The sequence below is a fragment of the Arthrobacter globiformis genome, from assembly GCF_046536215.2.
Classification (GTDB): domain Bacteria; phylum Actinomycetota; class Actinomycetes; order Actinomycetales; family Micrococcaceae; genus Arthrobacter; species Arthrobacter globiformis_E.
The window spans coordinates 3,772,583-3,795,848 of the sequence record NZ_CM143421.1; the positions used below are offsets into that span (position 1 = coordinate 3,772,583).

At 67.6% G+C, this 23,266-nt stretch carries 22 protein-coding genes; 8 read left to right on the forward strand and 14 right to left on the reverse strand.

All coding sequences use genetic code 11. The annotated features are described in order from the left end of the window. Positions 1-140: 140 nt before the first annotated feature. Entirely contained in the window at positions 141-596 is a 456-nt protein-coding gene (locus R5O87_RS16985) for a LysE family translocator (RefSeq protein WP_410556803.1), read from the reverse strand. Positions 597-621: 25 nt separating this feature from the next. Here R5O87_RS16985 and R5O87_RS16990 point away from each other — a divergent pair, with 25 nt between their 5' ends. The 4 genes from R5O87_RS16990 to R5O87_RS17005 all read left to right on the forward strand — a co-directional run bounded on the left by R5O87_RS16990 (position 622) and on the right by R5O87_RS17005 (position 3,663). Next, positions 622-1,158, forward strand: coding sequence for a CGNR zinc finger domain-containing protein (locus R5O87_RS16990; RefSeq protein WP_410556804.1), 537 nt, complete (start codon positions 622-624; stop codon positions 1,156-1,158). 94 nt (positions 1,159-1,252) lie between these two features. Continuing rightward, positions 1,253-1,810 (forward strand): DM13 domain-containing protein, encoded by a 558-nt coding sequence (locus tag R5O87_RS16995; protein WP_410556805.1) that lies wholly within the window; start codon positions 1,253-1,255, stop codon positions 1,808-1,810. A gap of 322 nt (positions 1,811-2,132) precedes the next feature. Next, on the forward strand, positions 2,133-2,441 hold the full coding sequence (locus tag R5O87_RS17000) for a hypothetical protein (RefSeq protein WP_410556806.1): 309 nt from the start codon (positions 2,133-2,135) through the stop codon (positions 2,439-2,441). 127 nt (positions 2,442-2,568) lie between these two features. Then, complete coding sequence (locus tag R5O87_RS17005; protein ID WP_410556808.1) at positions 2,569-3,663, forward strand: type I restriction endonuclease; 1,095 nt, start codon at positions 2,569-2,571, stop codon at positions 3,661-3,663. 149 nt (positions 3,664-3,812) lie between these two features. On the opposite strand, the gene R5O87_RS17010 is transcribed toward R5O87_RS17005, so the two are convergent. The 13 genes from R5O87_RS17010 to R5O87_RS17070 form a co-directional block, all read right to left on the reverse strand. After that, entirely contained in the window at positions 3,813-4,775 is a 963-nt protein-coding gene (locus R5O87_RS17010; protein ID WP_410556809.1) for a sugar kinase, read from the reverse strand. Next, on the reverse strand, positions 4,772-5,458 hold the full coding sequence (locus R5O87_RS17015) for a bifunctional 4-hydroxy-2-oxoglutarate aldolase/2-dehydro-3-deoxy-phosphogluconate aldolase (RefSeq protein WP_410556810.1): 687 nt from the start codon (positions 5,456-5,458) through the stop codon (positions 4,772-4,774). The genes R5O87_RS17010 and R5O87_RS17015 overlap by 4 nt, the downstream gene beginning before the upstream one ends. A gap of 111 nt (positions 5,459-5,569) precedes the next feature. Then, complete coding sequence (locus R5O87_RS17020; protein WP_410556811.1) at positions 5,570-6,961, reverse strand: MFS transporter; 1,392 nt, start codon at positions 6,959-6,961, stop codon at positions 5,570-5,572. 109 nt (positions 6,962-7,070) lie between these two features. Further along, positions 7,071-8,123 carry an alcohol dehydrogenase catalytic domain-containing protein gene (locus R5O87_RS17025; protein WP_410556812.1) on the reverse strand — a complete coding sequence of 351 codons (1,053 nt, stop codon included), beginning with the start codon at positions 8,121-8,123 and terminating at the stop codon, positions 7,071-7,073. Then, on the reverse strand, positions 8,120-9,643 hold the full coding sequence (locus R5O87_RS17030) for a mannitol dehydrogenase family protein (RefSeq protein ID WP_410556813.1): 1,524 nt from the start codon (positions 9,641-9,643) through the stop codon (positions 8,120-8,122). Before R5O87_RS17030 ends, R5O87_RS17025 begins: the two co-directional genes overlap by 4 nt. Positions 9,644-9,646: 3 nt before the next feature. Further along, on the reverse strand, positions 9,647-10,864 hold the full coding sequence (gene manD, locus R5O87_RS17035) for a D-mannonate dehydratase ManD (protein WP_410556814.1): 1,218 nt from the start codon (positions 10,862-10,864) through the stop codon (positions 9,647-9,649). Continuing rightward, on the reverse strand, positions 10,861-11,841 hold the full coding sequence (locus tag R5O87_RS17040; protein WP_410556815.1) for a 2-hydroxyacid dehydrogenase: 981 nt from the start codon (positions 11,839-11,841) through the stop codon (positions 10,861-10,863). Before R5O87_RS17040 ends, manD begins: the two co-directional genes overlap by 4 nt. Positions 11,842-11,843: 2 nt before the next feature. Continuing rightward, on the reverse strand, positions 11,844-12,833 hold the full coding sequence (locus tag R5O87_RS17045) for a LacI family DNA-binding transcriptional regulator (RefSeq protein WP_410556816.1): 990 nt from the start codon (positions 12,831-12,833) through the stop codon (positions 11,844-11,846). 264 nt (positions 12,834-13,097) lie between these two features. Further along, entirely contained in the window at positions 13,098-14,753 is a 1,656-nt protein-coding gene (locus R5O87_RS17050) for an FAD-dependent oxidoreductase (RefSeq protein ID WP_410556817.1), read from the reverse strand. Beyond that, complete coding sequence (locus tag R5O87_RS17055; RefSeq protein ID WP_410556818.1) at positions 14,750-15,835, reverse strand: alcohol dehydrogenase catalytic domain-containing protein; 1,086 nt, start codon at positions 15,833-15,835, stop codon at positions 14,750-14,752. The genes R5O87_RS17050 and R5O87_RS17055 overlap by 4 nt, the downstream gene beginning before the upstream one ends. A 9-nt stretch (positions 15,836-15,844) precedes the next feature. Further along, positions 15,845-16,153: a YciI family protein gene (locus R5O87_RS17060; RefSeq protein ID WP_410556819.1), complete on the reverse strand. Its 309-nt coding sequence runs from the start codon at positions 16,151-16,153 to the stop codon at positions 15,845-15,847. A gap of 138 nt (positions 16,154-16,291) precedes the next feature. Beyond that, a complete protein-coding gene (locus R5O87_RS17065; RefSeq protein ID WP_410556820.1) occupies positions 16,292-17,188 on the reverse strand; it encodes a LysR family transcriptional regulator in 897 nt (298 codons plus the stop codon). A 192-nt stretch (positions 17,189-17,380) separates the two neighbouring features. Further along, positions 17,381-18,709 (reverse strand): MFS transporter, encoded by a 1,329-nt coding sequence (locus tag R5O87_RS17070; RefSeq protein WP_410556821.1) that lies wholly within the window; start codon positions 18,707-18,709, stop codon positions 17,381-17,383. Between the two features lie 205 nt (positions 18,710-18,914). Here R5O87_RS17070 and R5O87_RS17075 point away from each other — a divergent pair, with 205 nt between their 5' ends. From R5O87_RS17075 to R5O87_RS17090, 4 genes are all read left to right on the forward strand, one after another. Next, positions 18,915-19,700, forward strand: a complete 786-nt coding sequence (locus tag R5O87_RS17075; RefSeq protein WP_410556822.1) for an IclR family transcriptional regulator domain-containing protein — start codon at positions 18,915-18,917, stop codon at positions 19,698-19,700. Continuing rightward, positions 19,700-20,497 (forward strand): IclR family transcriptional regulator, encoded by a 798-nt coding sequence (locus R5O87_RS17080; protein WP_410556823.1) that lies wholly within the window; start codon positions 19,700-19,702, stop codon positions 20,495-20,497. Before R5O87_RS17075 ends, R5O87_RS17080 begins: the two co-directional genes overlap by 1 nt. A 197-nt stretch (positions 20,498-20,694) precedes the next feature. Next, on the forward strand, positions 20,695-22,056 hold the full coding sequence (locus tag R5O87_RS17085) for an MFS transporter (protein ID WP_410556824.1): 1,362 nt from the start codon (positions 20,695-20,697) through the stop codon (positions 22,054-22,056). A gap of 44 nt (positions 22,057-22,100) precedes the next feature. Beyond that, the gene (locus R5O87_RS17090) at positions 22,101-23,264 is read left to right on the forward strand and encodes a Gfo/Idh/MocA family protein (protein ID WP_410556825.1); all 1,164 of its coding nucleotides are present in this window, start codon (positions 22,101-22,103) and stop codon (positions 23,262-23,264) included. Positions 23,265-23,266 lie beyond the last annotated feature (2 nt).

A 23,266-nucleotide genomic window follows, 5' to 3' on the forward strand; every position in this document is an offset into this window, starting at 1 on the left:
AGCTCAGATGTGGGCTCGGGCAGGAACTTCCCGAGCAAGCATGATCGTGACAGCGCCGAGCAGTGTGCCGGTGATGCGCCGCTGCCAGATCGTCCAGGCGGGGCGGCGAGCGAGGATAGCGGCGATCGACCCGGCACCCATCACGATGAGCGCGTTGATGGTGATGCTGACGCCGATCTGCAGTAGGCCGAGGGCCACGCCCTGTGCAGGTTGGTGACCAGCCCCATCCGGAACAGTCGCCAGTCGCTGTCTGGGGGCAGGTCGCGGACCTCGAAGACGCCGGCGCCGCCCCGGCGGAGCGCCTGCCACGACAACCAGGCCAAGTAGGCGACGCCAGCTGCCTTGAACCCGATGAACACCCACGGGACAGTTACGAACACGATGGCCAGGCCGAGGTTGGCCATCAGCATGTAGATCGCGAAGCCCACGCCGGTTCCGGCCAACGACACCAGCCCCGCGCGTCGGCCCTGTCCGATGCTGCGTGAGGCGAGGTACATCATGTTGGGTCCGGGGGTGAGCACCATCGCCAGAGCAGCGGTCACCATCCCCAGGGCCGCCTGCGCGGATACCGGAAACATCATCAAGGGAGTCATCATGGCTTCACTCTGATGTAATGGCCTTATGCATCTCAACCCTTACGGTGAGTACGCGGTACTCCTCGCGCAATCGTTGGCGAACGACTGGCCCTCGGACCGCGCAGGCATAGTTGCCCGCACTCGTGAGCACGGCATGACGATGCCCTTCCCCGAGCGGCCCGGCGACCACGCCCGCTGCAGAGACGTCCTCGACCAATGGTTGACCGTTGTGGACGCCGACACCGCTGATGAACGCGCCCACCTGCTGAACCAGCAGATGGCGGCTGTCGCGGCCTACCCACGCCTGACCGACCACAACCGCGAGGGATGGCACCTGCATTACCGCGACACCGACGACGACCTGCCCCTGGTCCTCCACTCGGTGTTCGCCGTCGGGACAGCACTCCATCTGACCACGCGTGGCATCAACCGCCTCGGGCACTGCGCCTCGAATCCATGCCTGAACGTGATCGTGGACATCTCGCGCAACGGCACCCAGCGCTACTGCTCACCACGATGCGCCAGCCGGGACGCCGTCCGACGCCACCGCACCCGCTCAAGGAACGCCACCCAGTCGGCCTGATCAATCAACGTGTCCGGGCAATACAGCTAAACGCCCCTCAACTCGCGATACGTGGACAAAAGCTCATCCATTTCGATGGGTGTAGATTTGCAGCATGCAGGCCCGCAACCGGAAGCGCCGCTGGGTTATCGCCGCCGCTGTGGGCACCGTCGTGCTGGCGCTGGGGCTCGTGCTGTTCAAGCCGTGGCTTCTGTTTGTGGACGTGCGGGTGGACGAGCAGCTGCCCACAGCTGTGGCTTCGGCGTCACCGGGCGAAGCCTCCCCCACCGCGAAACCCTCCGCTTCCGCGTCCCCTGCGGGTTCGGCTCAACTTGCCGAGGGTTCGCTCATCAGCCACGAACACGCCACGACAGGAACCGTCCGGATCATTCAGCGGCCCGGTGGCAAACGCGTTCTGACGCTGGAGTATCTCGACACCTCCAACGGTCCGGATGTGCACGTCTGGCTCAGTGCCGCGGACGTGGTGGAGGGCACGGCCGGGTGGTTCACGGCCGGTTCCGCCGAGCACTTTGACCTGGGCGTGATCAAGGGGAACCAGGGCAACCAGGTGTACACGATCCCCGACGGCGTTGACCTCGCCAGATACAAGTCCGTGGATCTGTGGTGCGTCCAGTTCAGCGTGTCCTTCGGAGCGGCCCAGCTCGCCAAGTGATTCCGCCCGCTTCCCCTTAGAGTTTTTGTCCAGATAATGGCCGCTTAGGGCCTTTGAAGTCGCGACAAATGGACAAAATCTCCCCACTTTGCCATCAAAGGGGGGACGTTCCGTCGTCGTTCTCCCCTGCTTGTGTCCAAATATTGGGACCCACCCTCAACATCTTCACAGATTATAGGGAGGATTTCCGCAGGATTTGCTGAAAGGCCTCTTTGAGCAGCTCGCTCAAGGTACGTTTCATCGGGGGAATCGACGGCCGGCAATGCACGCTGTGGCGATCACTCCCGCAACAAGATAACCGCCTACATCGCGAAAGGCTCACATGTCTTACCCCAGCAACCAGCCGTACCAGTATCCGAACTATCCGAATGTGCAGCAGAATAACTCCCTTGAGTTCTTCCATGGCAGCAAATTCAAAGAAAAGTCCGTCATCTTCGGCGTCATAGGATTCTTCTTCCTCGGCATCGTGTTCGGACCGCTGGCAATTTCCAACGCGCGGAAAGCGGAAGCCTTGCACCACGCCGCGACGTTGGGCAAAGTTCTCGGCTGGATCGACACGATTGCGGGCGTTCTCTCGCTACTGGTCTTCCTCCTGATTGTCATTTCGGCTGCTTCCGGTTCGGGAAACTAGGCGGTTGCAAGCCCGGATTCATCGGGTGGCTTGTATATCTTGCTGCCCGTCGCGATAGCACATAGCTTTTACACATATGCCATGCTCTTTTTGCTGTGCTGATGTGGAAGTGATCCTGGAGGGGACAATGGAGTTTGCTGAACGATTGACCGCGCTGGCAGCAAAAGTGCGGCAGCAGAGGTCACAGATCGAGACTGAAGAGGCAACGAAGAACGCCTTCGTGATGCCCTTCATCTCGACAATTCTTGGTTATGACGTTTTCAATCCCTTGGAAGTCGTGCCGGAGTTTACGGCAGACGTCGGTGTGAAAAAGGGCGAAAAGATCGATTATGCCATCATGCATGGCGGAACAGTGCAGATCCTTATCGAATGCAAGAAGTCCAAAGAGCCCTTGCGGATTGAGCACGCCTCCCAGCTCTTCCGGTACTTCGCGGTGACGAATGCCCGTATCGCCATTCTGACCAACGGCGAGGTGTATCAGTTTTTTACGGACCTGGACGCGCCCAACCGCATGGACGCGAAGCCGTTCCTCGTTCTGGACCTCAACGAGGTTGACGAGACCCTCATTCCCGAGTTGATGAAGCTGTCCAAGGACGTGTTCGATCTCGAATCGATCATCAGCGCCGCGGGTGAACTGAAGTACATTGGGGCAATTAAGAGGGTCATCGCGTCTGAGTTCAAGCAGCCTGAGGATGACTGGATCAAATTCCTGACGGCGAAGGTCTATGAGGGACCGTACACACAGAAGGTCAGGGAGCAGTTCACTGGCCTGGTAACGAAGGCGACCAAGCAATTCCTCAATGATCAGGTCAACGAACGGTTGAAGACGGCACTGGGTGCTCCAAACTTCCCAATGGCAAGTGACCCTGAGATTGCGGCTACTGTCACCAGCGAGAAGTCGGCGGAGGACGACCTGATGGAGACCGGGATCGAGACCACTCTGGAAGAGCTGGAAGGATTCCATATCGTTCGGGCAATTGTGTGCGGCGATGTTAAGCCTGCGAGGGTCGTGCAGCGCGACGCGAAGTCCTACTTTGCGGTTCTGCTCGATGACAACAACCGGAAGCCGATTGCCAGATTGCACTTCAACCGCGTCCAGAAGTATCTGGGTGTTTTCGATGAAAGCAAGACTGAGACGCGTATCCCCATCAACTCCCTCGACGAGATCTACGAGCACGCAGACGCTCTGCGGAGCAGCGTTCGTAGCTACCTGGAGTCATAACGGACAGCGCAGGGTGCGAGGCTAAACGCAAGAAGGACGACGGCGGGTGATCCCGCCGTCGTCCTTCTTGCGTTCGATCTGGAGTTTTTGTCCAGATAATGGCCGCTAAAGGCCCCTGAAGTCGCGACAAATGGACAAAAACTCTTCTGTCAGCGGGAGACCGGCTCTTTTGCTTCCAGGAGCGCCAGTTCGTGGCGGCGGGGGAAGCCTTCCCAGTCGCCCGGGACGAGGCAGGCGAATGCGCCGGTTGCAGCGGCGGTACGGAGGCGCTCCTCCGGGCCGCGGCCTTCCATGAGTTCGGCCAGGTAGCCCGCCACGAACGCGTCGCCGGCACCGACCGTGTCCACCACAGAAACGGGAACAGCCGCCTGCCGGAAGAAGGCACCGTCAACCAGTGCCAGGGCTCCGTCTGCGCCAAGCTTGATCACCGCCTGGGAAGGGCCCAGCCCGGCAATCTGCCGGGCCAGCTCCTCGGGTTCACCGGGGCCGACGGCGATCGAGGCCTCGTCCTCGCCGGCGAACACGATGTCCGCGAGCGGAATGATGTCGCGGTAGACGCTGCCGGCACCTTCAGCGGACCAGAGGTTGCCGCGGAAGTTCAGGTCGAACGACACCGGAACGCCGGCAGCCCGGGCCACGCCGATGGCATGCCGCAGCGTCGCCTCCGCCTGGGACGACAACGCAGGTGTGATGCCGCTGACGTGCAGCAGCCCGGCTCCGGCAATGAGCGACTCGTCCACGTCAGCCGGCGCAATCCGCGAACCGGCGCTCCCGGCACGGTAATAGCTGACGCGCTGCGCCTCCGGTGTCCGGCGCTCCTTGATCATCAGGCCGGTAGGGGCGGAAGGATCGACGGCGATGCGGACGTCCACGCCCTCGGCCCGGATCTCGCGCTCCACCAGCTGGCCCAGGGAGTCCGCCCCTACGCGCCCGCACCACACAGCCTGCACGCCGAGGCGGCGGAGGCCGATGGCCACGTTAGATTCGGAACCGCCGATGCCCAGGCTCATGGTGGAGGCGTGCGCAAGCGGGCCCACCTGGTCGGCGCGCATCAGCGCCATGGTCTCGCCGAACGTGAGGACGTACGGTGCGGCGCTGCCCGACCCGCTCACTTGGCGGCCCCCAGCTGCTCGGTGGTCCGGTCGATCAGCTCGCGCACCCGCCGTGCCCTGGCCGTGAGGTCCTGCAGGTCGCCGCCCTTGAAGGCATCGCCCAGAAGCGGCCCGCCGAGGCTGACGGCAAGGGCGCCGGCCGCGATCCAGGCGGGCACGTCCTCGATGTTGACGCCGCCTGACGGGATCACCTCGATGTCCGGGAACGGGCCCCGAAGCTGTGACACGTAACCTGCTCCGACCGTGGAGGCAGGGAAGACCTTGACGGCGGTGGCGCCCAGTTTCCAGCCGGTGTGCAGTTCCGTGGGTGTCAGGCCGCCCGGGTAGACCGGCACGCCGCGGCGAACGCAGGCCGCGATGACGCCGGCATCCGTGACCGGTGTGACGATGTAGGCCGCGCCCAGGTCGAGGGCAGTCTCGGCTTCCGAGGCTTCCGTGACCGTCCCGACGCCGATCTCGAGGGTATCCCCGAACCGTTCCCGGAGCAGGGGAAGCTCCTCCCAGACGCCGGGCGTGCTGAGCGTGAGCTCGATGCTGAGAACGCCGCCGCGCTGCAGCCCCTCGATGACCGGCGCGTAGTCCGTGGCGTGCCTGGCCCGGAGCACGGCCACGGCCCGGGTCTCGCGGAGGACTGCGGAGGGTGCCGGCCGGGACGCCGTGCCGGGGTTTTCGAGGCGGAGCATGTGATTCCTTAGGAGTTGGCGGGCTTGCGTCTTGGCTGGTGGAGCGGACCTGCCAGTGCACGACGGCGGCACGTGCCGCCGTCGTGCACTGGCAGTAAAAGGTGGTGCTGGTTACTTGGCGGTGCGGGCGGCGGCCAGGTCAGCCGCGACCGTAGGGGTGGCGACCACACCGCCGGCGGGGCGGGCGTCCTCGGGGTCGGTCAGGTCGCGGTTGACGGTTTCCGGGGAGAGCCGCGTGGCGACGAAGCTGACGAGCATGGTCAGCGACATATAGATGGCCACCGGGATCCAGGAGTTGCTGAAGAGGCCCAGCAGTCCGGCGCAGACCATCGGTGCGATGCCGCCGCCGATGATGGAGGAGAACTCGCGGCCCAGGGTGACGCCGGCGTAGCGGTAGCGGCTGCCGAAGATCTCCGGGAAGTAGCTCATGTGCACACCCACCACGCCCTGGCAGGCCAGCATGAAGCCCACGATGATTACCAGCACGATGGCGACGGGGGAGCCGGTGGTCAGCAGCATGAAGGCGGGTGCCGGGAAGAGGATGAGCGCTCCGGTGATGAGGGAGACGACGCGCCGGCGGCCGATCTTGTCGGACAGGATTCCGAAGGACACGGCCGCGACGCCGCCGCAGAGCGCACCGATGAGCAGTACCGGCGGGATGAACTTGGGGTCGGTTCCGACGACGGTGATCAGGTACGAGGCCATGAAGACCTGGATGGTGTAGGACTGCGTGCTGACGCCGAAGTTCATCAGGATGACGCGCAGGACGTTGGCCTTGCCGTGCTTGGCGACCTCCTTGAGCGGTGCGGGCGGCTCGGTGCGGGCTTGCTTGATCTCTTCGAAGACGGGGGACTCGTCGAGCTTGCGCCGGATGATCAGGGCGGCGACGGTGACGAAGATGCTGGAGAGGAAGACCAGACGCCAGCCCCAGGTCAGCATGTCGTTCGGAGCCAGGGACTGGGCGGCGATCCACACCAGCGCGCCGAGGGCGGTGCCGGCAGCGGCGCCGACCATGATCAGCGAGGCCAGCTTGCCGCGGGTGCCGGGGGCGGCGGATTCGGTGAGGAGCGTGGCGCCGCCGGACTGCTCGGCGCCGGCGCCGAAGCCCTGGGCTGCACGGCACACGCACAGCAGGAGCGGGGCGAACAGGCCGATCTGGTCGAAGGTGGGCAGCAGGCCGATGGCCAGCGTGGCGCCGCCCATCAGGAGCAGGGTGACCACGAGGATCCACTTACGGCCGAGGCGGTCGCCGAAGTGGGAGAAGAAGACGCCGCCGAGCGGGCGGAACAGGAAGCCGACGGCGAAGGTGGTGAAGCTGGCGATCAGCGCAGCGGCGGGGGAGACGTTGGGGAAGAACAGTTTGCTGAAGACAAGCGCCGAGGCGGTGCCGTAGATGACGAAGTCGTACAGTTCGAGGGTGGTGCCGATGAGGCCGGCGACGGCGGCCTTCCGGACTTTGCTTTGGTCGATATTCCCTGGGGGAACGTGCGCTGCTGTGGTCATTTCCAAACTCCTTTGAATGGATGTCACGCTGTGGCTGGGCCCACGACCGCCGGGTTCCCTGGCCGAGCTTGCGAGGCTAGGGAGCGGTTGGGGAGGCTCAACCAGCGGGTCAGTAAGTGATGAGTACTTTGAGGTTGGTGGGGTCGGTCACCGGTGCCGTGAGGGCGGCCGCGGCCTCGTCGAGCGGGAACGTGCTGGTGATGATGGACGGCAGGTCAACAACGCCGGTGGAGGCGAGCTCGATCGCCGTCGGGAACGCGTTGGCATAGCGGAACGCGGTGACGAGGTCGATCTCGTAGCGCTGGAGGAACCCGAGCGGGATGCCGTCCACGCTGGGCTTCGCCTGGCCGACGACGGTGGCGCGGGTTGCCGGCGCCAGTGTCTGGATGCCGTCCGCCAGAGCCCGGGGGTTGCCGGAGCATTCGATGAGCCGGTCCATGGCCGCCAGGTCCAGCGGGGTGGTTGCGGTGTTGATGGTGCGGGTGGCGCCGAAATTGGCGGCGACGGCGAGGCGGTCGTCGTTCACGTCCGTCACCACGATCTCGGCGGCGCCCCGGGCTGCCGCGACCTGGGCGACCAGCAGGCCGATGGGCCCGGCGCCGGTGACCAGCACACGGTGGCCCTCCCGGACCTGTGCCCGTTCCACGGCCCAGACGGCGACGGCGAGCGGTTCGATCGCTGCCCCGATTTCGGCCGGGATGGTCTCCGGCAGCGGGTGCACGGCGGCCTCGGGCACCACCACATGGCGGGCGAACAGACCGTCCGTGGGCGGGGAGCCGAAGCAGGTTCCGGCCGGGCAGAGGTTGTAGCGCCCGGACAGGCAGGTGGGGCATTCCCGGCAGGGCAGGGCCGGCTCGATGGCGACGGCGGTGCCGGCGGCGACTTTCGCCGCCGGTCCGGCGGCGATGACGACGCCGGCACCCTCGTGGCCCAGGACAGTGGGCTGGCGCAGGACGTTGGTGCCGTTCCGGCCGTCGGCGAAGTAGTGCATGTCCGAGCCGCAGATCCCGCCGGAGCGCATCTCGACCAGCAGGTCGTTCGGGCCGAGGGCAGGCAGCGGCTTGTGCTCGATGCGCAGGTCGCGGGCGGCGTGCAGCACCGCGGCCTGGGTGCCGGTGGGGAGCCCGGCTGTATTGGTTGACGGTATGGCCTGGGTGGTCATGGCGTGCTCCGTGTGGTTTGAAGGGACGGGGCGGGGGTCAGGGCAGCGTTGGCCTCCGCGATGGCGGCGAGCGGGCCTGCCGAGTGGATGATGTCGATGAACTCCCCGGTGCGGGCGGTGAACTCGTCGCGTTCGGCCAGTTCCTCGCCGAGGAGGTGGTGGTCGCCGAGGACCCTGCGGGCGAGGTCCTGGCCCGAGCGGGATTCGGCCGCCAGCCCGGAGAGCAGCCCGCGGGCCGGGTCCTCCATGGCATGGGCCTGGGGTCCGGGATCGAACCCGGAAAGCGGGGCGATGCATGCGAGATATGCGGCGGTGGTGAGGGCCAGCAGCTGTGGCAACCGGCCGTCGTCGAGCATCTGCAGCGCCGGCAGCGGGATCCGCTGGCGGAGTTTGACGGATCCGTCCGAGCCCACCTGGCTGGTGCGGTGGCCCAGGGCTGTGTTGCGCCAGCGGGAGAAGAGCTGTTCCTCGTAGGCGTCCACGTCCACGCCCGAAGGGACCGAGACACTGGGCAGGAACTCGTTCCGCAGCACGGAGCGGGCGGCCATTTCGATGGCGGGGTGCGAGACGGATTCGGGGATGGTGACGGCGCCGGTGAGGGCTCCGAGGTAGGCGATGAGGGAGTGCGTGCCGTTGAGCAGGCGGACCTTCAGTTGCTCGTAGCCGGCCACCTCGTCGGAGAACACCGCGGCGCCCGCTTCCCAGGCCGGGCGCCCGGCGATGAAGTTGTCCTCGACGATCCACATGGTGAACGGTTCGGCAGGGACGGGGATCCGGTCGCTGTAGCCGCGCTTGGCCGCCACGAGGCTGCGGTAGTGGTCGGTGGTGGCCGGCACGATCCTGTCCACCATGGAAGAGGGGAAGCTGGCGCGGGTGTCGAGGAAGGCCAAGGCCTCGGCGGCTTCGGCGGGCGGGAGCAGCGAGGCGAATTCGCGGACCAACCGCCGGGTGTGGTGGCCGTTGTCGGCGAGGTTGTCGCAGCTGAGGATGGTGACCGGTTCGGCATGGGTGCGGGACCGGTGCTGCAGGCCGCGGACGATCTGCCCGATCGGTGTCCGGGGTGATCCGGGGTGGGCGAGGTCGTGCCGGATGGCGGGGTCCTGCAGGTTCAGGGATCCGGTGGCGGGGGTGTAGTTGTAGCCGTTTTCGGTGACCGTCAGCGACACGATCCGGGTGCCGGCGTCGCCAATCGCCTTGACCACCCGGCCAGGATCGGCTGCGGCGGTGAACGCGTCCGTGTGGACCCGCGGAACAGAGAACTTCGAGCCTTCGGGGGAAATTTCCACCACGGTGTAGAGCATGTCCTGGGCGTGCATGGCGTCCGGGATGGCGTTGGAGCGGCTGGCGACACCGATGATGCCCCAGTCGCCGCCGTGGGCGGTGACGGCGGCGTCGGTGTAGACGGCCTGGTGGGCGCGGTGGAAGTTGCCCAGGCCCAGGTGGACGATCCCGGCGGCGGGTGCGGCCGGCCGCCGGAGGATTCCGGGGGTGGCCGCGGAAAGCGGGGGAATGGAGGCCATGGTTTACCAGTCCTTCATGGAGCCGTCGAGCTCACGGGCGATGGGCAGGTAGGCCTGCTTGTAGGGGAAGCGGGAGGCCGCCTCCTCATGCACGTGAACGCCGAGGCCGGGTTCGTCGCCGGGGTGGAGGTAGCCGTCCTCGAAGCGGAAGCTGGACTGGAACACCTCGGACACCAGGGGGTCGTAGCCCATGTATTCCTGGATGGCGAAGTTGCTGGTGGCCAGGCCCAGGTGGAGCGAGGCGGAGAGGTTGATCGGCGAGACGTCGGAGGGGCCGTGCGGCGCGCCCTTGATCTGGTAGACCTCCGCCAGCGCGAGGATCTTGCGGACGTGGGAGATGCCTCCGGCATGGACGACGGCGGTGCGGATGAAGTCGATGAGGCGTTCGGTGATGAGGTGCTCGCAGTCCCAGACGGTGTTAAAGACCTCGCCGATGGCCAGCGGGATGGTGGTCTGCTGGCGCAGGGTGCGCAGCAGCCGCTGGTTTTCGGCCGGGGTGACGTCCTCGAGCCAGAACAGGTCCACGTCCTCCAGCGACCTGGCCAGCCGGGCGGCCTCGGTGGGGTTGAGCCGGTGGTGGACGTCGTGCAGGAGCTTGAGGTCCGCGCCCACGTGCTCGCGGACTGCTGCCAGGACCTTGGGGGCGTGGCGGAGGTAGGCAGAGGTGTCCCAGTCCTCCTCCACCGGACCGGCGCCGCGGCCTGCAGGCTCGTAGCTGGCGGCGCCCTTCGTGACGCCGTAGACCTTGTCCAGGCCCGGGACCCCGGACTGCGCACGGACGGCGCGGAAGCCCTGTTCCCGGCGGCGGTCCACGGAGTCGAGGAGTTCGGGAACGTCCCAGCCGGTGGCGTGGGTGTAGGTGAGGATCTTGTCCCGGGCGGCGCCGCCGAGCAGCTGGTAGACGGGGACGTCCAAAGCCTTGCCCTTGATGTCCCACAGGGCGAGGTCGATGGCGCCGATCGCTGCCATGGTCACCGGCCCGCGCCGCCAGTAGGCGCCGCGGTAGAAGTACTGCCAGGTGTCCTCGATCCGGTCGGCGTCCCGGCCCAGCAGGGCGGGGGCGAGATGGTCACGGAGGTAGCTGGCCACGGAGAGTTCGCGGCCGTTGAGGGTGGCGTCGCCCCAGCCGACGATCCCGTCGTCGGTGGTGATCTTCAGGGTGACGAAGTTGCGGCTGGGGCTGGTGACGAGGACGTCGACGTCGACGATTTTTCGGGTCATCGGGAAATCACTACATTCTTGAGTGGCTGGTTCGCGGACAGGCGGGTGATGTTTTCGGCGATCTCGCGGGCGCGGCCGCGGAAGGTTTCGGCGGTGACGCCGGAGGAGTGCGGGGTCATGATGACGTTGTCGAGCCGGCCGAACGGCAGCGAGGACGGTTCGCCGCGGCCGTCGGTACCCGGGTACTGGTACCAGACGTCGATGGCGGCGCCGGCGATCCGGCGCTCCTTCAGCGCCTCATAAAGTGCGGCTTCATCGACGACGGGACCGCGGGCGACGTTGACGATCTGCCCGTCGGGGCCGAGGTCGTCCAGTTCAGCCGCGCCGATCAGGGACGTGGTGCCGGCGTCGAGCGGGATGCTGACCACCAGCACGTCGGACTCGCTGAGGGCCTCGCCCAGGCGGTCCGTGGCGCCCGCCCAGCGCAGGCCGTGGTCAGCAGCGTTGACGGATCCGCTGCGGGTGATGGCGATGCCCTCCGCGCCGAAGGCCTGCAGCAGCTTCCAGGCGGCGCTGCCGATGTGGCCGAAGCCGAGGAAGGTCACCACGGCGCCGCGCAGCGTTTCCGGCTGGCGGATGTCGGGGGAGTAGACCGAGGAGGACCAGACGCCGGTGCGCAGGGCGGCGTCCTGGCCCAGCAGGTTGCGGCGCAGCGCCACGAGCACGGTGGCGATGTGTTCGGCGATGGAACCCTCGTGGTGGAAGGTGTTGGCGCAGACGGCGCCTGCCGGCAGGGCGTCCGCGTCGATGCCGTCGTAGCCGGCGCCTGCCACGTGCACCAGCCGGAGGTTCCGCGCTTCGGCGCCCATGGCGGCGGTGAACTTCGGTCCGACGTAGACGTCGGCGTCCTTGAGGTCGGTCAGGACGGAGTGTTCGTTCCAGCTGTCGTGCCAGGACGTGACGGTGCCTTCCGGCAGCGCCGCCTCGAAGGTGGCGCGCTGGGGCATCAGGTTGGAGTCTGCGATGACGATTCTCATGGTTACTTTCCCTGGAGGGTCTGGTCGGCGGTGCGGGCGGCGAACGTGGAGCCGCGCACGATGAGCTGCGAGTTGAGGTGGACCGCCTCGGTGGCGGTGGGCTTGCCGGCGATCTGTTCGAGGAGGAGTTCGAGGGCCAGGGAGCCGCTGCGGCTGATGGGGACCCGGACCGAGGTGAGGCCGGGTTCGGCGGCCGCGGCGATGTCGAGGTCGTCGATGCCCACCACGCTGATGTCCTCGGGGCAGTGGTAGCCGAGCGTCCGGGCGCCGGCGAGCATGCCGATGGCGACGAGGTCGTTGTACGCGATGACGGCGGTGGCGCCGCTGGCGACCACCGAGGCGGCGGCGGCCAAACCGCCGTCGACCGTGGCGTTCTGGTTGCCCACGGTGACCAGTTCGATTCCCCACTCTTCGCAGAGACGGGTGATGGCCGCGAGCCGCTGGCCGTTGGCCCAGGAGGAGGCCGGGCCGGGAATGTAGGCGAGCTTGCGGTGGCCGAGGGCGTGGAGGTGCTCGACGGCCTGGCGGATGCCTTCGCCGGCTTCCATGAGCACGCGGGCTGCCTGGTCCGCTTCGCCGTTGATCACGACGAGCGGCGCGTTGCCGGCCAGGTTGTGGATCTGGTCCGAGGGGAGGCGCGGGGAGCAGAGGATGATCCCGTCCACTCCGGTGGCGAAGGCCGCGAGGTGGTCGCGCTCGCGGGCGGAGGACTCGCCGGTGTCGGCCAGGACCATGCGGTGCCGGCCGTGCCAGGCCTGGTCCTGGATGGCCTTGATGAGTGCGGCGAACACGGCGTTGGAGATGTCCGGAACCACGACGCCGAACGTGCGGCTGCCGTTCAGGCCGGGGACGTCGTACCCGAGCTGGGCGGCGGCGTCCATGACCTTCTGGCGCGTTTCGGCGGCGAGCCGGCCGGGGTCGCCGAACGCCCGTGACGCCGTGGCGAGCGAGACGCCTGCGAGCTTTGCGACGTCCGTAAGTTTTGCCGCCATCGGTCCTCCAGTTGCTTCGTTGAAACCCTTCTCCTCAAGTATGGAAAAACTTGTACAAGCTTGTCAAGAGTTTTCCATGAGTTGCATCACAGGTGGGCGGCGGGAGCTTGGGCGGGGGACCGCTTTAACGCAGGAAGGACGACGGCGGGTGGTCCCGCCGTCGTCCTTCCTCCCGTTTGGCTAGGGAGTTTTTGTCCAGATAATGGCCGCTAAAGGGCCATAAAGTCGCGACAAATGGACAAAAACTCCATCGGTAGCTCGCGGCTAGAGGTGCGTGGCGAGGTGCTCGCCTACTGCGAAGGCCCGGGTGATGGCCGAGCCCAGGGTTGCTCCGCCGCCGGGGTAGTTGTTGCGGAAAACGCCTGCGGAGACGTTGCCCGCCGCATAGAGCCCGGGGATCGGCTGCCGGTGCCGGTCCAGGACGCGGCCGTTGAAGTCCGTGTCGAGACCGCCGGAGGTTCCCAGCACGCCGGCAGAAATCCGGACCGCGTAGAACGGCGCCGTCGTCAAGGGTGCCAGACAGGGATTGGGCGTGTTGGCGGCGTCGCCGAGGAAGCGGTCCTGCGGCGTGGCGCCGCGGTGGAACTCCGTGTCCACGCCCTGCGCGGCGTCGGCGTTGAAGCGGGCCACCGTGGCGGCCAGTCCGGCGGGGTCGATCCCCACGCGGCCGGCCAGCTCCGCCAGCGAGTCCGCAGCCGTCATCCAGTCCGCCGGCGAGCCTGCCGATGAACCCGCGACCGGATATTTCGCCAAGTACGCCGCATCGAACACGAGCCACGCCGGGTTGTTCTGCTGGCGTCCGGTGGCCGGGTCCACGGAGGCAAACACGCGGCAGGCATCATGGTAGTTCAGGGCCTCATTCACGAACCGCTTTCCGGCCGCGTTCACCGTGATCGAGCCGGGAAGGGTCATTTCCACGTTCCCCATCCGGCCGGACCGCACGCCGTCGTACTCGTGTGCGGCCTCGGAAATCACCGGCACACCCCAGATCGCGGTCATGTCCGCCACGGCGGCGCCGGCCTTCAGTCCCAGCTCGAGGCCGTTGCCCTCGTTGGACGGCGCACTGATGGGCGTCACCGGAAACGGCAGGAACGCCCGGCGTAGCCGCGGGTTCCATTCGAAACCGCCGGAGGCGAGCACGACGGCGGCTGCCGAGATGGTCTTGCTGGCCGCGGCGCCGCCGAGGGTCACCGTCCACTTGTCCCCGTCGCGGGCCAGGTCATCGACCGGCGCGGAGACTGCGATCTCCACGCCGCGGTCCAGGGCGCTGGCCAGCAGCGACCCCGCCAGGGCGCCGCCCATGGTCCGCACGCCCGTGGCGGCCCGCCGGGCCAACAGTTCAGGATCCGCGGCCCGGCCGTTCAGCCGATCGCGCTCGGTCATGGTCAGCAGCGGGAAGTACGACGACGGCCGGATCGCCTCCGCGAGGCCCGGAAACTCCGACGGGTCGAAGGCGCCGTTGTCCAGGCCGCGGCCGCCGTCGGCCGCGCCCCGCCATTCCATGTGGTAATCCGGGCGGGCGATCGGTGTCAGCGACAGCCGGGTTTCGGCGTCGAGATAGGCGACGGCGCGTGGCGCCGTGCTGACGTACCACTCCACCTCCGCCGGGGTCAGCACGTGCCCGGCGGCCTCGGTCAGGTACGCGACCCCGTCCTCGTGGCTGTCCCGGTAGCCGGCCTGCCGGGCGAGATGGTTGTTCGGCGCCCACATCACGCCGCCGCCGGCTGCCGTGGTGCCGCCGAGCAGGGCCGCCTTCTCGACGACCAGGACCCGGAGCCCGGCGTCGGCCGACCGGACCGCGGCGACCAGGCCGGCCGCACCGCTGCCCGCGACCACCACGTCGTAGGTGCCAGAGATGTTCCCGGCGGGGGTGAGCGGCGGGCTTGCCGGTGCGCCGCTCACGCCGTTGCTCCCGCTCAAGCCCGCACCTCCGCGGGCAAGGTGGTTCCCGCCGGGCGGGCGGACTGGGCGGCCGGCATGTCCACCACGATCTTCCCCACCGGCTCGGTCCGGCCGCGCATCAGTTCGAAGGCCTGCTGCAGGTCCTCGAAGCGGAAGCGGTGGGTCATCAGCGCGCGGGCCTGCTCCCGGTGCCGGGCCAGCAGTTCCAGCCCTGCCGGGATGAGGTTCAGGCTGTTCCGGCTGCCCAGCAGGTCGATCTCCTTGAACGGGATGGCGTTCATCGGAAGGGACGCAGTCCGCGCGGAAATCCCCACCTGGACCACCCGTCCGGCACTCGACACCAGGCGGATGGAGGTCTCCAGCGAGGACGGGACACCCGTGGCTTCGATGACCAGCTCCGGGCCGGACGAATCGGTCAGCGCATCCAGCCGGGCGGCCTGGTCCGCGCCGGGGAAATCCGCACGGGGATCCACCAGCAGCGTGTCCGCGGCGCCCAACGCGGAGGCCAGCTCCAAACGGTCCGGCTCGGTGTCGGCGCAGACAACGCGCACGCCGAGCTCCGTGAGGTACAGCGCGGCGAGCAGCCCGATCGGACCGCTGCCCAGTACCAGGGCTGTTTCTCCGGGTGACGGCCGGCCCCGGTTCACCGCCTGCATGGCGATGGACGCGGGCTCGGCCATGGCGGCGAGGTCCAGTTCCAGGCCGTCCGGCACGGGGCACAGTTTCTCCACCGGCACGCTGAGCAGTTCCACGAGCGCTCCGTCCGAGTAGCAGCCGATGCAACCGATGTTCTCGCAGACGTTGAACCGGCCCAGGCGGCACGGCTTGCACTGTCCGCAGTAGACCATCGGGCTGACGGCGACGCGGTCACCGGCGCGAATGCCGGCGTCGCTGTCTCCGATGGCCTCGACGATGCCGGCGAATTCATGGCCCTGGATGACGGGCAGCCCGGCCGGATAGTCGTCCTCCCAGATGTGGAGGTCGGTTCCGCAGAGAGTGACGTTGTGGACGCGGACCAGGGCATGGCCGGGCTCGAGGGCCGGCTCCGGAACGTCCTCGTACCGGATGGTTTCCCTGGCCACGGTGCGCGCGATCAGCATGGTGCGCTCCTAGTTCCGGCTGGCGCCGGCGCTGGTGGTGGCGCCGAAGACCACGTTCCACTGCCGGATGCTGCGCTGCGCCACGAGGCCGTTGCGGTAGAACGGGTCCTGGTCCATCAGCGCCTCGACGTCGGCCTTGGAGTCCGACTCGATGATCAGTAGCGCCCCCGGATCCTCCCCGGGCCCGAACGGTCCGCTCTTTACCAGCGTGCCGCCGTCGAACTGCTGCTGGAGGAAGTCGACGTGGCGGGGGCGGTGCTCGTCCCGGCCGGCGGACGAGTTGGCGGTGTAGGCGTAGGTGACGGCAAAGGTTCCCATGGGTGTGTCCTCATCATTGGGGGCGGATGTCCTCTCCATCGTGGCCACCGGGATTGTGCCGCGTCCAACACTTATTTGGTCAATGAGTATGTGTGAAAAACACATAATGTACGACGGCGGAAGGCCGGGTTGGGCAGGTCAGCCAGCCGGGGTGGGGAGGACTTCCTCGGCGACGGCCAGGGCCAGGGCCAGGGCGGGGGAGATGCCGGCCGGGTTCCAGGCGAGGCCCGACTCCAGCAGGGGAGCGGTGCCGGTCAGCGGGATGAACACCGTGCCCCCGGGCATGATGCCGGCAATGGAAGCAGGCATGAGGCTCACCCCGACTCCGCCGGCCACGAGCGACAGCGCGGTGTAGGGGTCGGTGACCTCCTGTGCCACCCTCGGCCGGAACCCGGCGGCGGCGCAGGCCGAGAAGATGGCCTCGCGGAGGGTGGACCCCTGGGCGGCGCGCATGGTGACAAAACCGTCGTCGGACAGCTCTGCGAGCCCGACGGCCGGCCGCTCGGCCAGCGGGTGGTCCACCGGCACGGTGGCACCGAGCTGCTCGAGCGCGATGCTGCGCGTGGACAGCGGGCCGGCATCGAGCGGCAGTCCGACGAAGGCGAGGTCCAGGGAACCGTTCCGGAGCTGCTGCAGGGCATCCTGGGTCAGCAGGCCGCCGGTGAGGGTGAGGTCGAGGGACGGGTAGCGGTGGCGGAGCGCGCGGGTCAGCGGGGGAAGCGTCCGGTGGTTCAGCGCACCGGAAAACCCGATGCTGAGCCGGCCGTAGAACGTCCCGGGTTCGGTGACAGCGGAACGGCGGGCGAGATCAAGTTCGTCGACGATCCGGCGGGCGTGGGGGAGAAAGGCGACACCCGCCGTCGTCATGGCCACCGAGCGGGTGTTGCGCTCGAACAGGTCCGAGCCCAGCTCCTTCTCGAGCTTCCGGATCGTCTGGCTCAGCGGTGACTGGGCCATGCGGAGGCGGTGCGCTGCCCGGCCGAAGTGCAGTTCCTCGGCCACGGCAAGGAACGCCTCGATCTGCCGAAGCTCCATCGGTTCCTCCTGTGCCCTCGAACCCTGTGCACCCAACACGCAGCTGGTGCCCTCAAATTAGCAATCTGAGGGCACCAGCTGCTCGTTCGCGGTTAGATGGTTGGAGTTTTTGTCCAGATAATGGCCGCTAAAGGGCCCTAAAGTCGCGACAAATGGACAAAAACTCCAATCGTGGGGGTAGTTGTGGTGGGGCTACTTGACCGGGTTGCCCAGCTGCCGCAGCGGGGTCTTGTGGGTTTCGCGGGCCCAGTACGCGCCGGCCACAGCCAGCAGGGACGAGGCCGCGACGATCCAGGCGGCGGGGCCCCAGTTGGCCTTGTCGGCGCCGACCAGCGCGGTGCCCAGCAGCGGCGTGAAGCCGGCGCAGAGGATGCCGATCTGCAGGCCGATGGCCATGCCCGAGTAGCGGACCTTCACGTTGAACAGCTCGGAGAACCACGCCGGGTAGATCGCGTTGGACATCGAGTACGTGCCGGCGGTGATTACCGTGCTGGCGAGGAAGATCATCGGGATGTTGCCGGTGGAGATGACGGAGAAGTACACGAAGATCATCAGTCCGGACCCCAGGACGCCGGCGATGAACACCGGGCGCCGGCCGAAGCGGTCGGAGAGCAGGGCCAGCAGCGGCTGGCTGAACATGGCGATGACGTTGCCCAGGATGCTCACCCACAGCATGGTGGAGGCCGGGACGCCGACGGACACGGCGTAGGCCAGGCCGAAGGACTGCATGAACGTGTTGGTGACGGTCTCGAAGGACATCAGCGCGACCTGGAAGAACTGTGCCGGGTGCGTCTTGAACATCTTGGCGAAGGGCAGCTTCACGAGTTCGCCGTGGTCGTGCTTTTCCTCGAAGACCTCGGGCTCCTCGAGGGAGCGCCGGACCAGGTACGCGACCACCAGCACCACGAGGGACAGCCAGAACGGGATGCGCCAGCCCCAGGCGAGGCGCTCGGCCTCGCTCATGGCGGCCACGGGGAGGAAGGCGAGCGAGGCCAGGACGATGCCGGCGGAGATGCCGCTCATAGCGAAGCTGGCGAAGAAGCCGCGGCGGCCCTCCGGAGCCTCCTCGGTGGACAGGGCCGAGGCCCCTGCGGTTTCCGCGCCGGCGGAGAGGCCCTGCATGAGGCGCAGGACCACCAGCAGGGCGGGCGCCCAGTAGCCGGCGGTGTTGAAGTCCGGGAGCGCGCCGATCAGGAACGTGGCCGATCCCATGAGCACCAGGGTCAGGACGAGCGTGTTCTTGCGGCCGATCTTGTCCCCCAGGTGGCCGAAGACGACGGCGCCGAAGGGGCGGGCCACGTAGGCCACGCCGAAGGTGGCAAACGAGGCGATGAGGGCGACGGTGGCATCCCCCGCCGGGAAGAAGATCTTGGAGAAGACCAGTGAGGCGGCGGTGGCGTAGATGAAGAAGTCGTAGTACTCCAGCGCACCGCCAAGGAAGGCGGCGAGGGCCGCCTTCTTGGCGCGCTTGAGCTGGTACTGCTTCGCCTCGGCGCTGAGATTGGGGGCGAGATCGGTCATTGCAGGGGGTCCTTCCGCACTGAAAGACGGGGTCCGGTTTCTTGTATTTGTACGTATCGCGAACAAGCGTGCGATATGCGACTAGAAAAAGGATAGCGCAGAGTGAAGCGGCTCACAATCCGTTTTTGTTTGCCCGCGCCCGGCCGGACCGTGGCCCGTATTCTTGGTACGTCAGGTACAGCAATGCTTGAGGCGCAGGGAGCCCATGGACGAACAGCCGGCCTATTTTGTGAAATCGGTCGAGAAGGCGTTCGACGTGCTCCGGGCCTTCACCCCGAACGCGCCCCGGCTGACGGTGTCCCAGGTGGCCGCGGCGGCAGACACCACCAGGGCTTCCGCCCGGCGCTTCCTCCTTACCCTGGCCGACCTCGGCTACCTGCGGGCGGACGGTGCGCACTTCGAGCTGACAGCGCGCTCGCTGGACATCGGACGGTCCTTCCTGGCCAACCTCGAGCTTCCGGCCATCGCGGACCGGCACCTGAAGGCGCTCGCTGCCGAACTGAACGAGACCACCTCCCTCTGCATCCTCGACGGCGCCGACGTCGTGTATGTCGCCTGCGTCCCGTCGCCCCGGCTGCTCAGCGTGACCATCACCGTGGGTACCCGGTTCCCAGCGTGGGCCACCTCCATGGGGCGCGTGCTGCTGGGTGCCCTGGCCGAGCCGGAGCTGCAGGCCTACTTCGAAAAGGTGCAGCTGCAGAAGCTGACGGAGCACTCCGTTGCCAGTCTGGAGCAGCTGCGGGCGGAAATTGAGCGGGCCAGGTCCAGGGGATGGGCCATGGTGTCGCAGGAGCTGGAAGAGGGACTGCGCGGCGTGGCAGTGCCGGTGTGCCGCGGCCATGAGGTGGTGGCGGCCGTCAACGTTTCCCTGCAGACGCACCGGTCGCCTGCCGAGGACATCGAAAAGTCGGTGGTACCGCGCCTGCAGGAGGCGGCCCGGCAGATCGGCCTGGACTACGGCGGGGACGCCTCCGGGCTGCGGCGGGCCTGATGGCCAACTCGCCCTCCGGTGAATCCGTGATCCAGCGCGTCGTGAAGATCCTGGATGCCTTTTCGAAGGGCCGGCCGCGGATGTCGCTGCGCGACCTGGTCCGCGCCACGGGGATGTCCAGCAGCACCGCCCACCGGCTGGCCAACGACCTGGTGGACAGCGGGCTGCTGAACCGCGGCGAGGCCGGGGACTACGGCGTGGGCATGAAGATGTGGGAGCTGGCGTCCCGCAGCAATCCCCTTGAGGAATTCCGACGGCGGGGCCTTCCGTTCCTGGAAGGCGTCCACGCCGCTGTCCGTGAGCAGGTTTCACTCTCCATTCCCGACGTCGGTTCCGGCACCGTGCTCTACCTGGAACAGCTGGACCGGCACGGCACCGCCACCAACCTGGCCGCCGTCGCCGGCCGGCTCCTGATCCACAACACGTCCTCCGGCATGGCCATGATGGCGCACATGCCGCGCGACGTGCAGGAACGGTTCCTTGCGGGGCCGCTGGAGAAAACCACTGCCGCCACGGAGACCGACCCGGCGCGCCTGCGCGCCCAGCTCGCCCTGATCCGCGAGCGCGGCTACGTCCGCATGGCCGGCGTCCTGGTCGAGGAAAACACGGCCTACGCCGTCCCCGTCTTCGGCGAGGGCAACAGCGTGATAGGAGCGATCGCCGTCGTGATTCCGACGGCGGACGAGGACCCCAAGGTGGTCCTTCCGGTCCTCGTGGCCGCGGGACGCGGCCTGTCCCGGACCATGGGCGCCGAGCGCCGCCCGTACGGCACGCGGCCCTGGCTTCAGGGCGCCTGACCTTCGCCGCTGGCGTCCCGCCGCGCTTGCGTGCCGGCACATGCGCATCCCGTTGAACGGGAAGTTTGGCCGCGGCGCGTTTCCCTGCTCCTAGTGTTTTCCTCCAGAGCGACAGCCACCGGACACGGTGCAGGCTCAACCCTTTGGCCCCACCACCCTCGGTGGCGGCCGCCCTGGAAACTCAACGAGGAGAACCTATGGGACACGTCCAGCCCCCAACCCCCGCCGCGGAGACCGCCGTCCTGGACCGCGCGGACAGCCTTCCGGCGAAGACCCCGCGGAAGGCCGCCCTGGCCTCCTTCCTTGGATCGACGCTGGAGTACTACGACTTCTTCATCTACGGCACGGCAGCAGCGCTGGTCTTCCCGAAGATCTTCTTCCCCGGCGGCGACCCGGTGGTTGCGCTGCTCGGCGCGATGGCCACGTTCGGCGTCGGCTATCTCGCCCGGCCCCTGGGCGGCGTCATCATGAGCCACTTCGGGGACAGGATCGGCCGCAAGCAGGCCCTGATGATCACGCTGGTGATCATGGGTGTGGCCTCCATCGGCATCGGCTTCCTGCCCACCTATGACCAGATCGGCTACTGGGCCACGGCGCTGCTGCTGGCGGGCCGGCTGGCGCAGGGATTCTCCGCCGGCGCCGAGTCCGCCGGCGCGTCCACCCTGACCATGGAGCACTCCCCGGAAGGACGCCGCGGCTTCTTCACCAGCTTTGTGATGACCGGCTACGCGTCCGGCATGGAGCTCTCCACGGTGGTGTTCATTCCGCTCGCCGCCCTCCCGGAGGAGCAGCTGCTGGGCTGGGGCTGGCGCGTCCCGTTCTGGCTGTCCGCCGTGGTGCTGCTGGTCGCCTACTGGATCCGCACCCGGCTGGATGAGCCGCCCGTATTCGAGGAGACCGTGGAAGCGAAGAAGCCCAAGGGCATCCCCGCGGCCGAGGTGCTGAAAACCCAGTGGCGCGACGTCGTGCGCGTGGCCCTGGTGATGCTGTTCTCCGTCATGCAGACCACCTTCACCGTCTACGCCCTGGCCTACGCCACCGGCAAGGGCATCGGCCTGGACCGGACCCTCATGCTCACGGTCAACGCGCTCACCATCGGCCTGTCCATGTTCACCATCCCGCTGGCCGGCATCATCTCGGACCGGTTCGGCCGCAAGAAGGTGCTCCTGGTGGGCTCCCTCGGCTGCGCCGTCACCGCGTTCGGCTACTTCTGGGCCATCAGCGAGCACAACATCGCCCTGCTTTTCGTCTTCGGGTTCCTGAACATGTCCGTCTTCTACTCCTGCTGGAACGGCGTGTGGACGGTCTTCTTCCCCGAGATGTTCCCGGCGCCGGTCCGCTACTCCGGAATGGCCATCGGCAGCCAGGTGGGCCTGATCCTCACCGGCTTCGCCCCCGCCATCGCCACTGTCCTGGCCCAGCCGGGTCCCGGAGGCTGGATTCCGGTGGCAGTGTTCACCGTGGCCTGCCTGGCAGTCTCGGCCATCGCCATTGCCACCGCCCGTGAAACCCACAAGACGCCCCTCGAGGAACTCGGCCTGCCGCGCCAGCGCCGGTAATCCCTCTGACACCCCGCCTCCCCTCCAGAAAGAAAGTTGGAACCATGACCCCGCCAGCAACCGCCCCCCGCACCTACCGAGCCGGCATCGTGGGCTGCGGCGCCATCTCCCGCAACCACCTCGAGGCCTTCGGCGCCCTGGACAACGTGCAGGTGGTGGGCGTGTGCGACATCGACCTGGACCGGGCGCGCGCCACGGCGCAGGCCTGGGAAGTGCCCAACGCGGTGAACACCGTGGACGAGATCCTGGCGCTGGGCGTGGACATCGTCTCGGTCTGCACGCCCCACCCGACCCATGAGGAGGTGGTGCTCAAGGCCGCGGCGGCCGGGGTGCACGTGCTGTGCGAGAAGCCGATCGCCACCCGGCTGGACTCGGCCGAGCGCATGGTGGAGGCCTGCGAGGAGGCCGGCGTGCAGTTCGGAGCCTTGTTCCAGCGCCGCTTCTGGCCGGCCGCCCAGAAGATCCGTGAAAGCATCGACGACGGGACGCTGGGCCGGCCGCTGATGGCCCAGTGCTCCGTGATGCTGCACCGCGCGCCGGAATACTATTCCCGCGACGCATGGCGCGGCACCTGGGAGAACGACGGCGGCGGCGTCCTCATGACGCAGGCCATCCACCAGATCGACCTGCTGCAGTGGTACCTCGGCGACGTGGCGGAGGTCTACGGGAAGGTCAACACCTTCCGGCACGGCGGCTACATCGAGGTGGAGGACTCCGCCACCGCCGTCATCACCTTCACCTCCGGCGCCATGGCAACGCTGGAGGCGTCGACGGCGGTGTCCCCCAACCTGGGCATCCAGCTCCGGATCACGGGCGAAACGGGTGCCTCGGCATCGCTGACGGAATTCCCCGAAGGCAGCGACGGCCGGCTGGACCTCTGGGCGGTGGGCGAGAAGATCACCGTGGAGCCCGTCCACCCCGAGGGCGTGGAGCCGAACGTTGACCTCTCCACCATCAACGGCCAGCTCATTCCGCACCACACCAGCCAGGTCCGCGACTTCGTGCAGGCGCTGGATGCCGGCACCGAGCCCGCCATCACCGGCAGGGACGCCCTCAAATCGCTGCGGATCCTGCTGGCGGTCTACGAGTCCTCCCGCACCGGCCGTCCCGTCCGCTTCAAGGACGTCCAGGCTCCGTCGGCAGTCGAGGTGCCGGCCGACGTCGTGGTTTCAGCCGACGCCCGGGTGCCGGCGGAAGCGGCAGGCTAAGC

Bases quoted from the DNA above. Each gene is read 5' to 3' on its own strand.
- R5O87_RS16995 (WP_410556805.1), top strand. From the start codon at position 1,253: ATGCAGGCCCGCAACCGGAAGCGCCGCTGGGTTATCGCCGCCGCTGTG.
- R5O87_RS17075 (WP_410556822.1), top strand. From the start codon at position 18,915: ATGGACGAACAGCCGGCCTATTTTGTGAAATCGGTCGAGAAGGCGTTC.
- R5O87_RS17015 (WP_410556810.1), bottom strand. From the start codon at position 5,458: ATGCTCCGCCTCGAAAACCCCGGCACGGCGTCCCGGCCGGCACCCTCC.
- manD (WP_410556814.1), bottom strand. From the start codon at position 10,864: ATGACCCGAAAAATCGTCGACGTCGACGTCCTCGTCACCAGCCCCAGC.
- R5O87_RS17080 (WP_410556823.1), top strand. From the start codon at position 19,700: ATGGCCAACTCGCCCTCCGGTGAATCCGTGATCCAGCGCGTCGTGAAG.
- R5O87_RS17000 (WP_410556806.1), top strand. From the start codon at position 2,133: ATGTCTTACCCCAGCAACCAGCCGTACCAGTATCCGAACTATCCGAAT.
- R5O87_RS17025 (WP_410556812.1), bottom strand. From the start codon at position 8,123: ATGACCACCCAGGCCATACCGTCAACCAATACAGCCGGGCTCCCCACC.
- R5O87_RS17060 (WP_410556819.1), bottom strand. From the start codon at position 16,153: ATGGGAACCTTTGCCGTCACCTACGCCTACACCGCCAACTCGTCCGCC.
- R5O87_RS17045 (WP_410556816.1), bottom strand. From the start codon at position 12,833: ATGGCGGCAAAACTTACGGACGTCGCAAAGCTCGCAGGCGTCTCGCTC.
- R5O87_RS16990 (WP_410556804.1), top strand. From the start codon at position 622: ATGCATCTCAACCCTTACGGTGAGTACGCGGTACTCCTCGCGCAATCG.
- R5O87_RS17055 (WP_410556818.1), bottom strand. From the start codon at position 15,835: ATGCTGATCGCGCGCACCGTGGCCAGGGAAACCATCCGGTACGAGGAC.
- R5O87_RS17070 (WP_410556821.1), bottom strand. From the start codon at position 18,709: ATGACCGATCTCGCCCCCAATCTCAGCGCCGAGGCGAAGCAGTACCAG.
- R5O87_RS17090 (WP_410556825.1), top strand. From the start codon at position 22,101: ATGACCCCGCCAGCAACCGCCCCCCGCACCTACCGAGCCGGCATCGTG.
- R5O87_RS17065 (WP_410556820.1), bottom strand. From the start codon at position 17,188: ATGGAGCTTCGGCAGATCGAGGCGTTCCTTGCCGTGGCCGAGGAACTG.
- R5O87_RS17030 (WP_410556813.1), bottom strand. From the start codon at position 9,643: ATGGCCTCCATTCCCCCGCTTTCCGCGGCCACCCCCGGAATCCTCCGG.
- R5O87_RS17005 (WP_410556808.1), top strand. From the start codon at position 2,569: ATGGAGTTTGCTGAACGATTGACCGCGCTGGCAGCAAAAGTGCGGCAG.
- R5O87_RS17085 (WP_410556824.1), top strand. From the start codon at position 20,695: ATGGGACACGTCCAGCCCCCAACCCCCGCCGCGGAGACCGCCGTCCTG.
- R5O87_RS16985 (WP_410556803.1), bottom strand. From the start codon at position 596: ATGATGACTCCCTTGATGATGTTTCCGGTATCCGCGCAGGCGGCCCTG.
- R5O87_RS17020 (WP_410556811.1), bottom strand. From the start codon at position 6,961: ATGACCACAGCAGCGCACGTTCCCCCAGGGAATATCGACCAAAGCAAA.
- R5O87_RS17040 (WP_410556815.1), bottom strand. From the start codon at position 11,841: ATGAGAATCGTCATCGCAGACTCCAACCTGATGCCCCAGCGCGCCACC.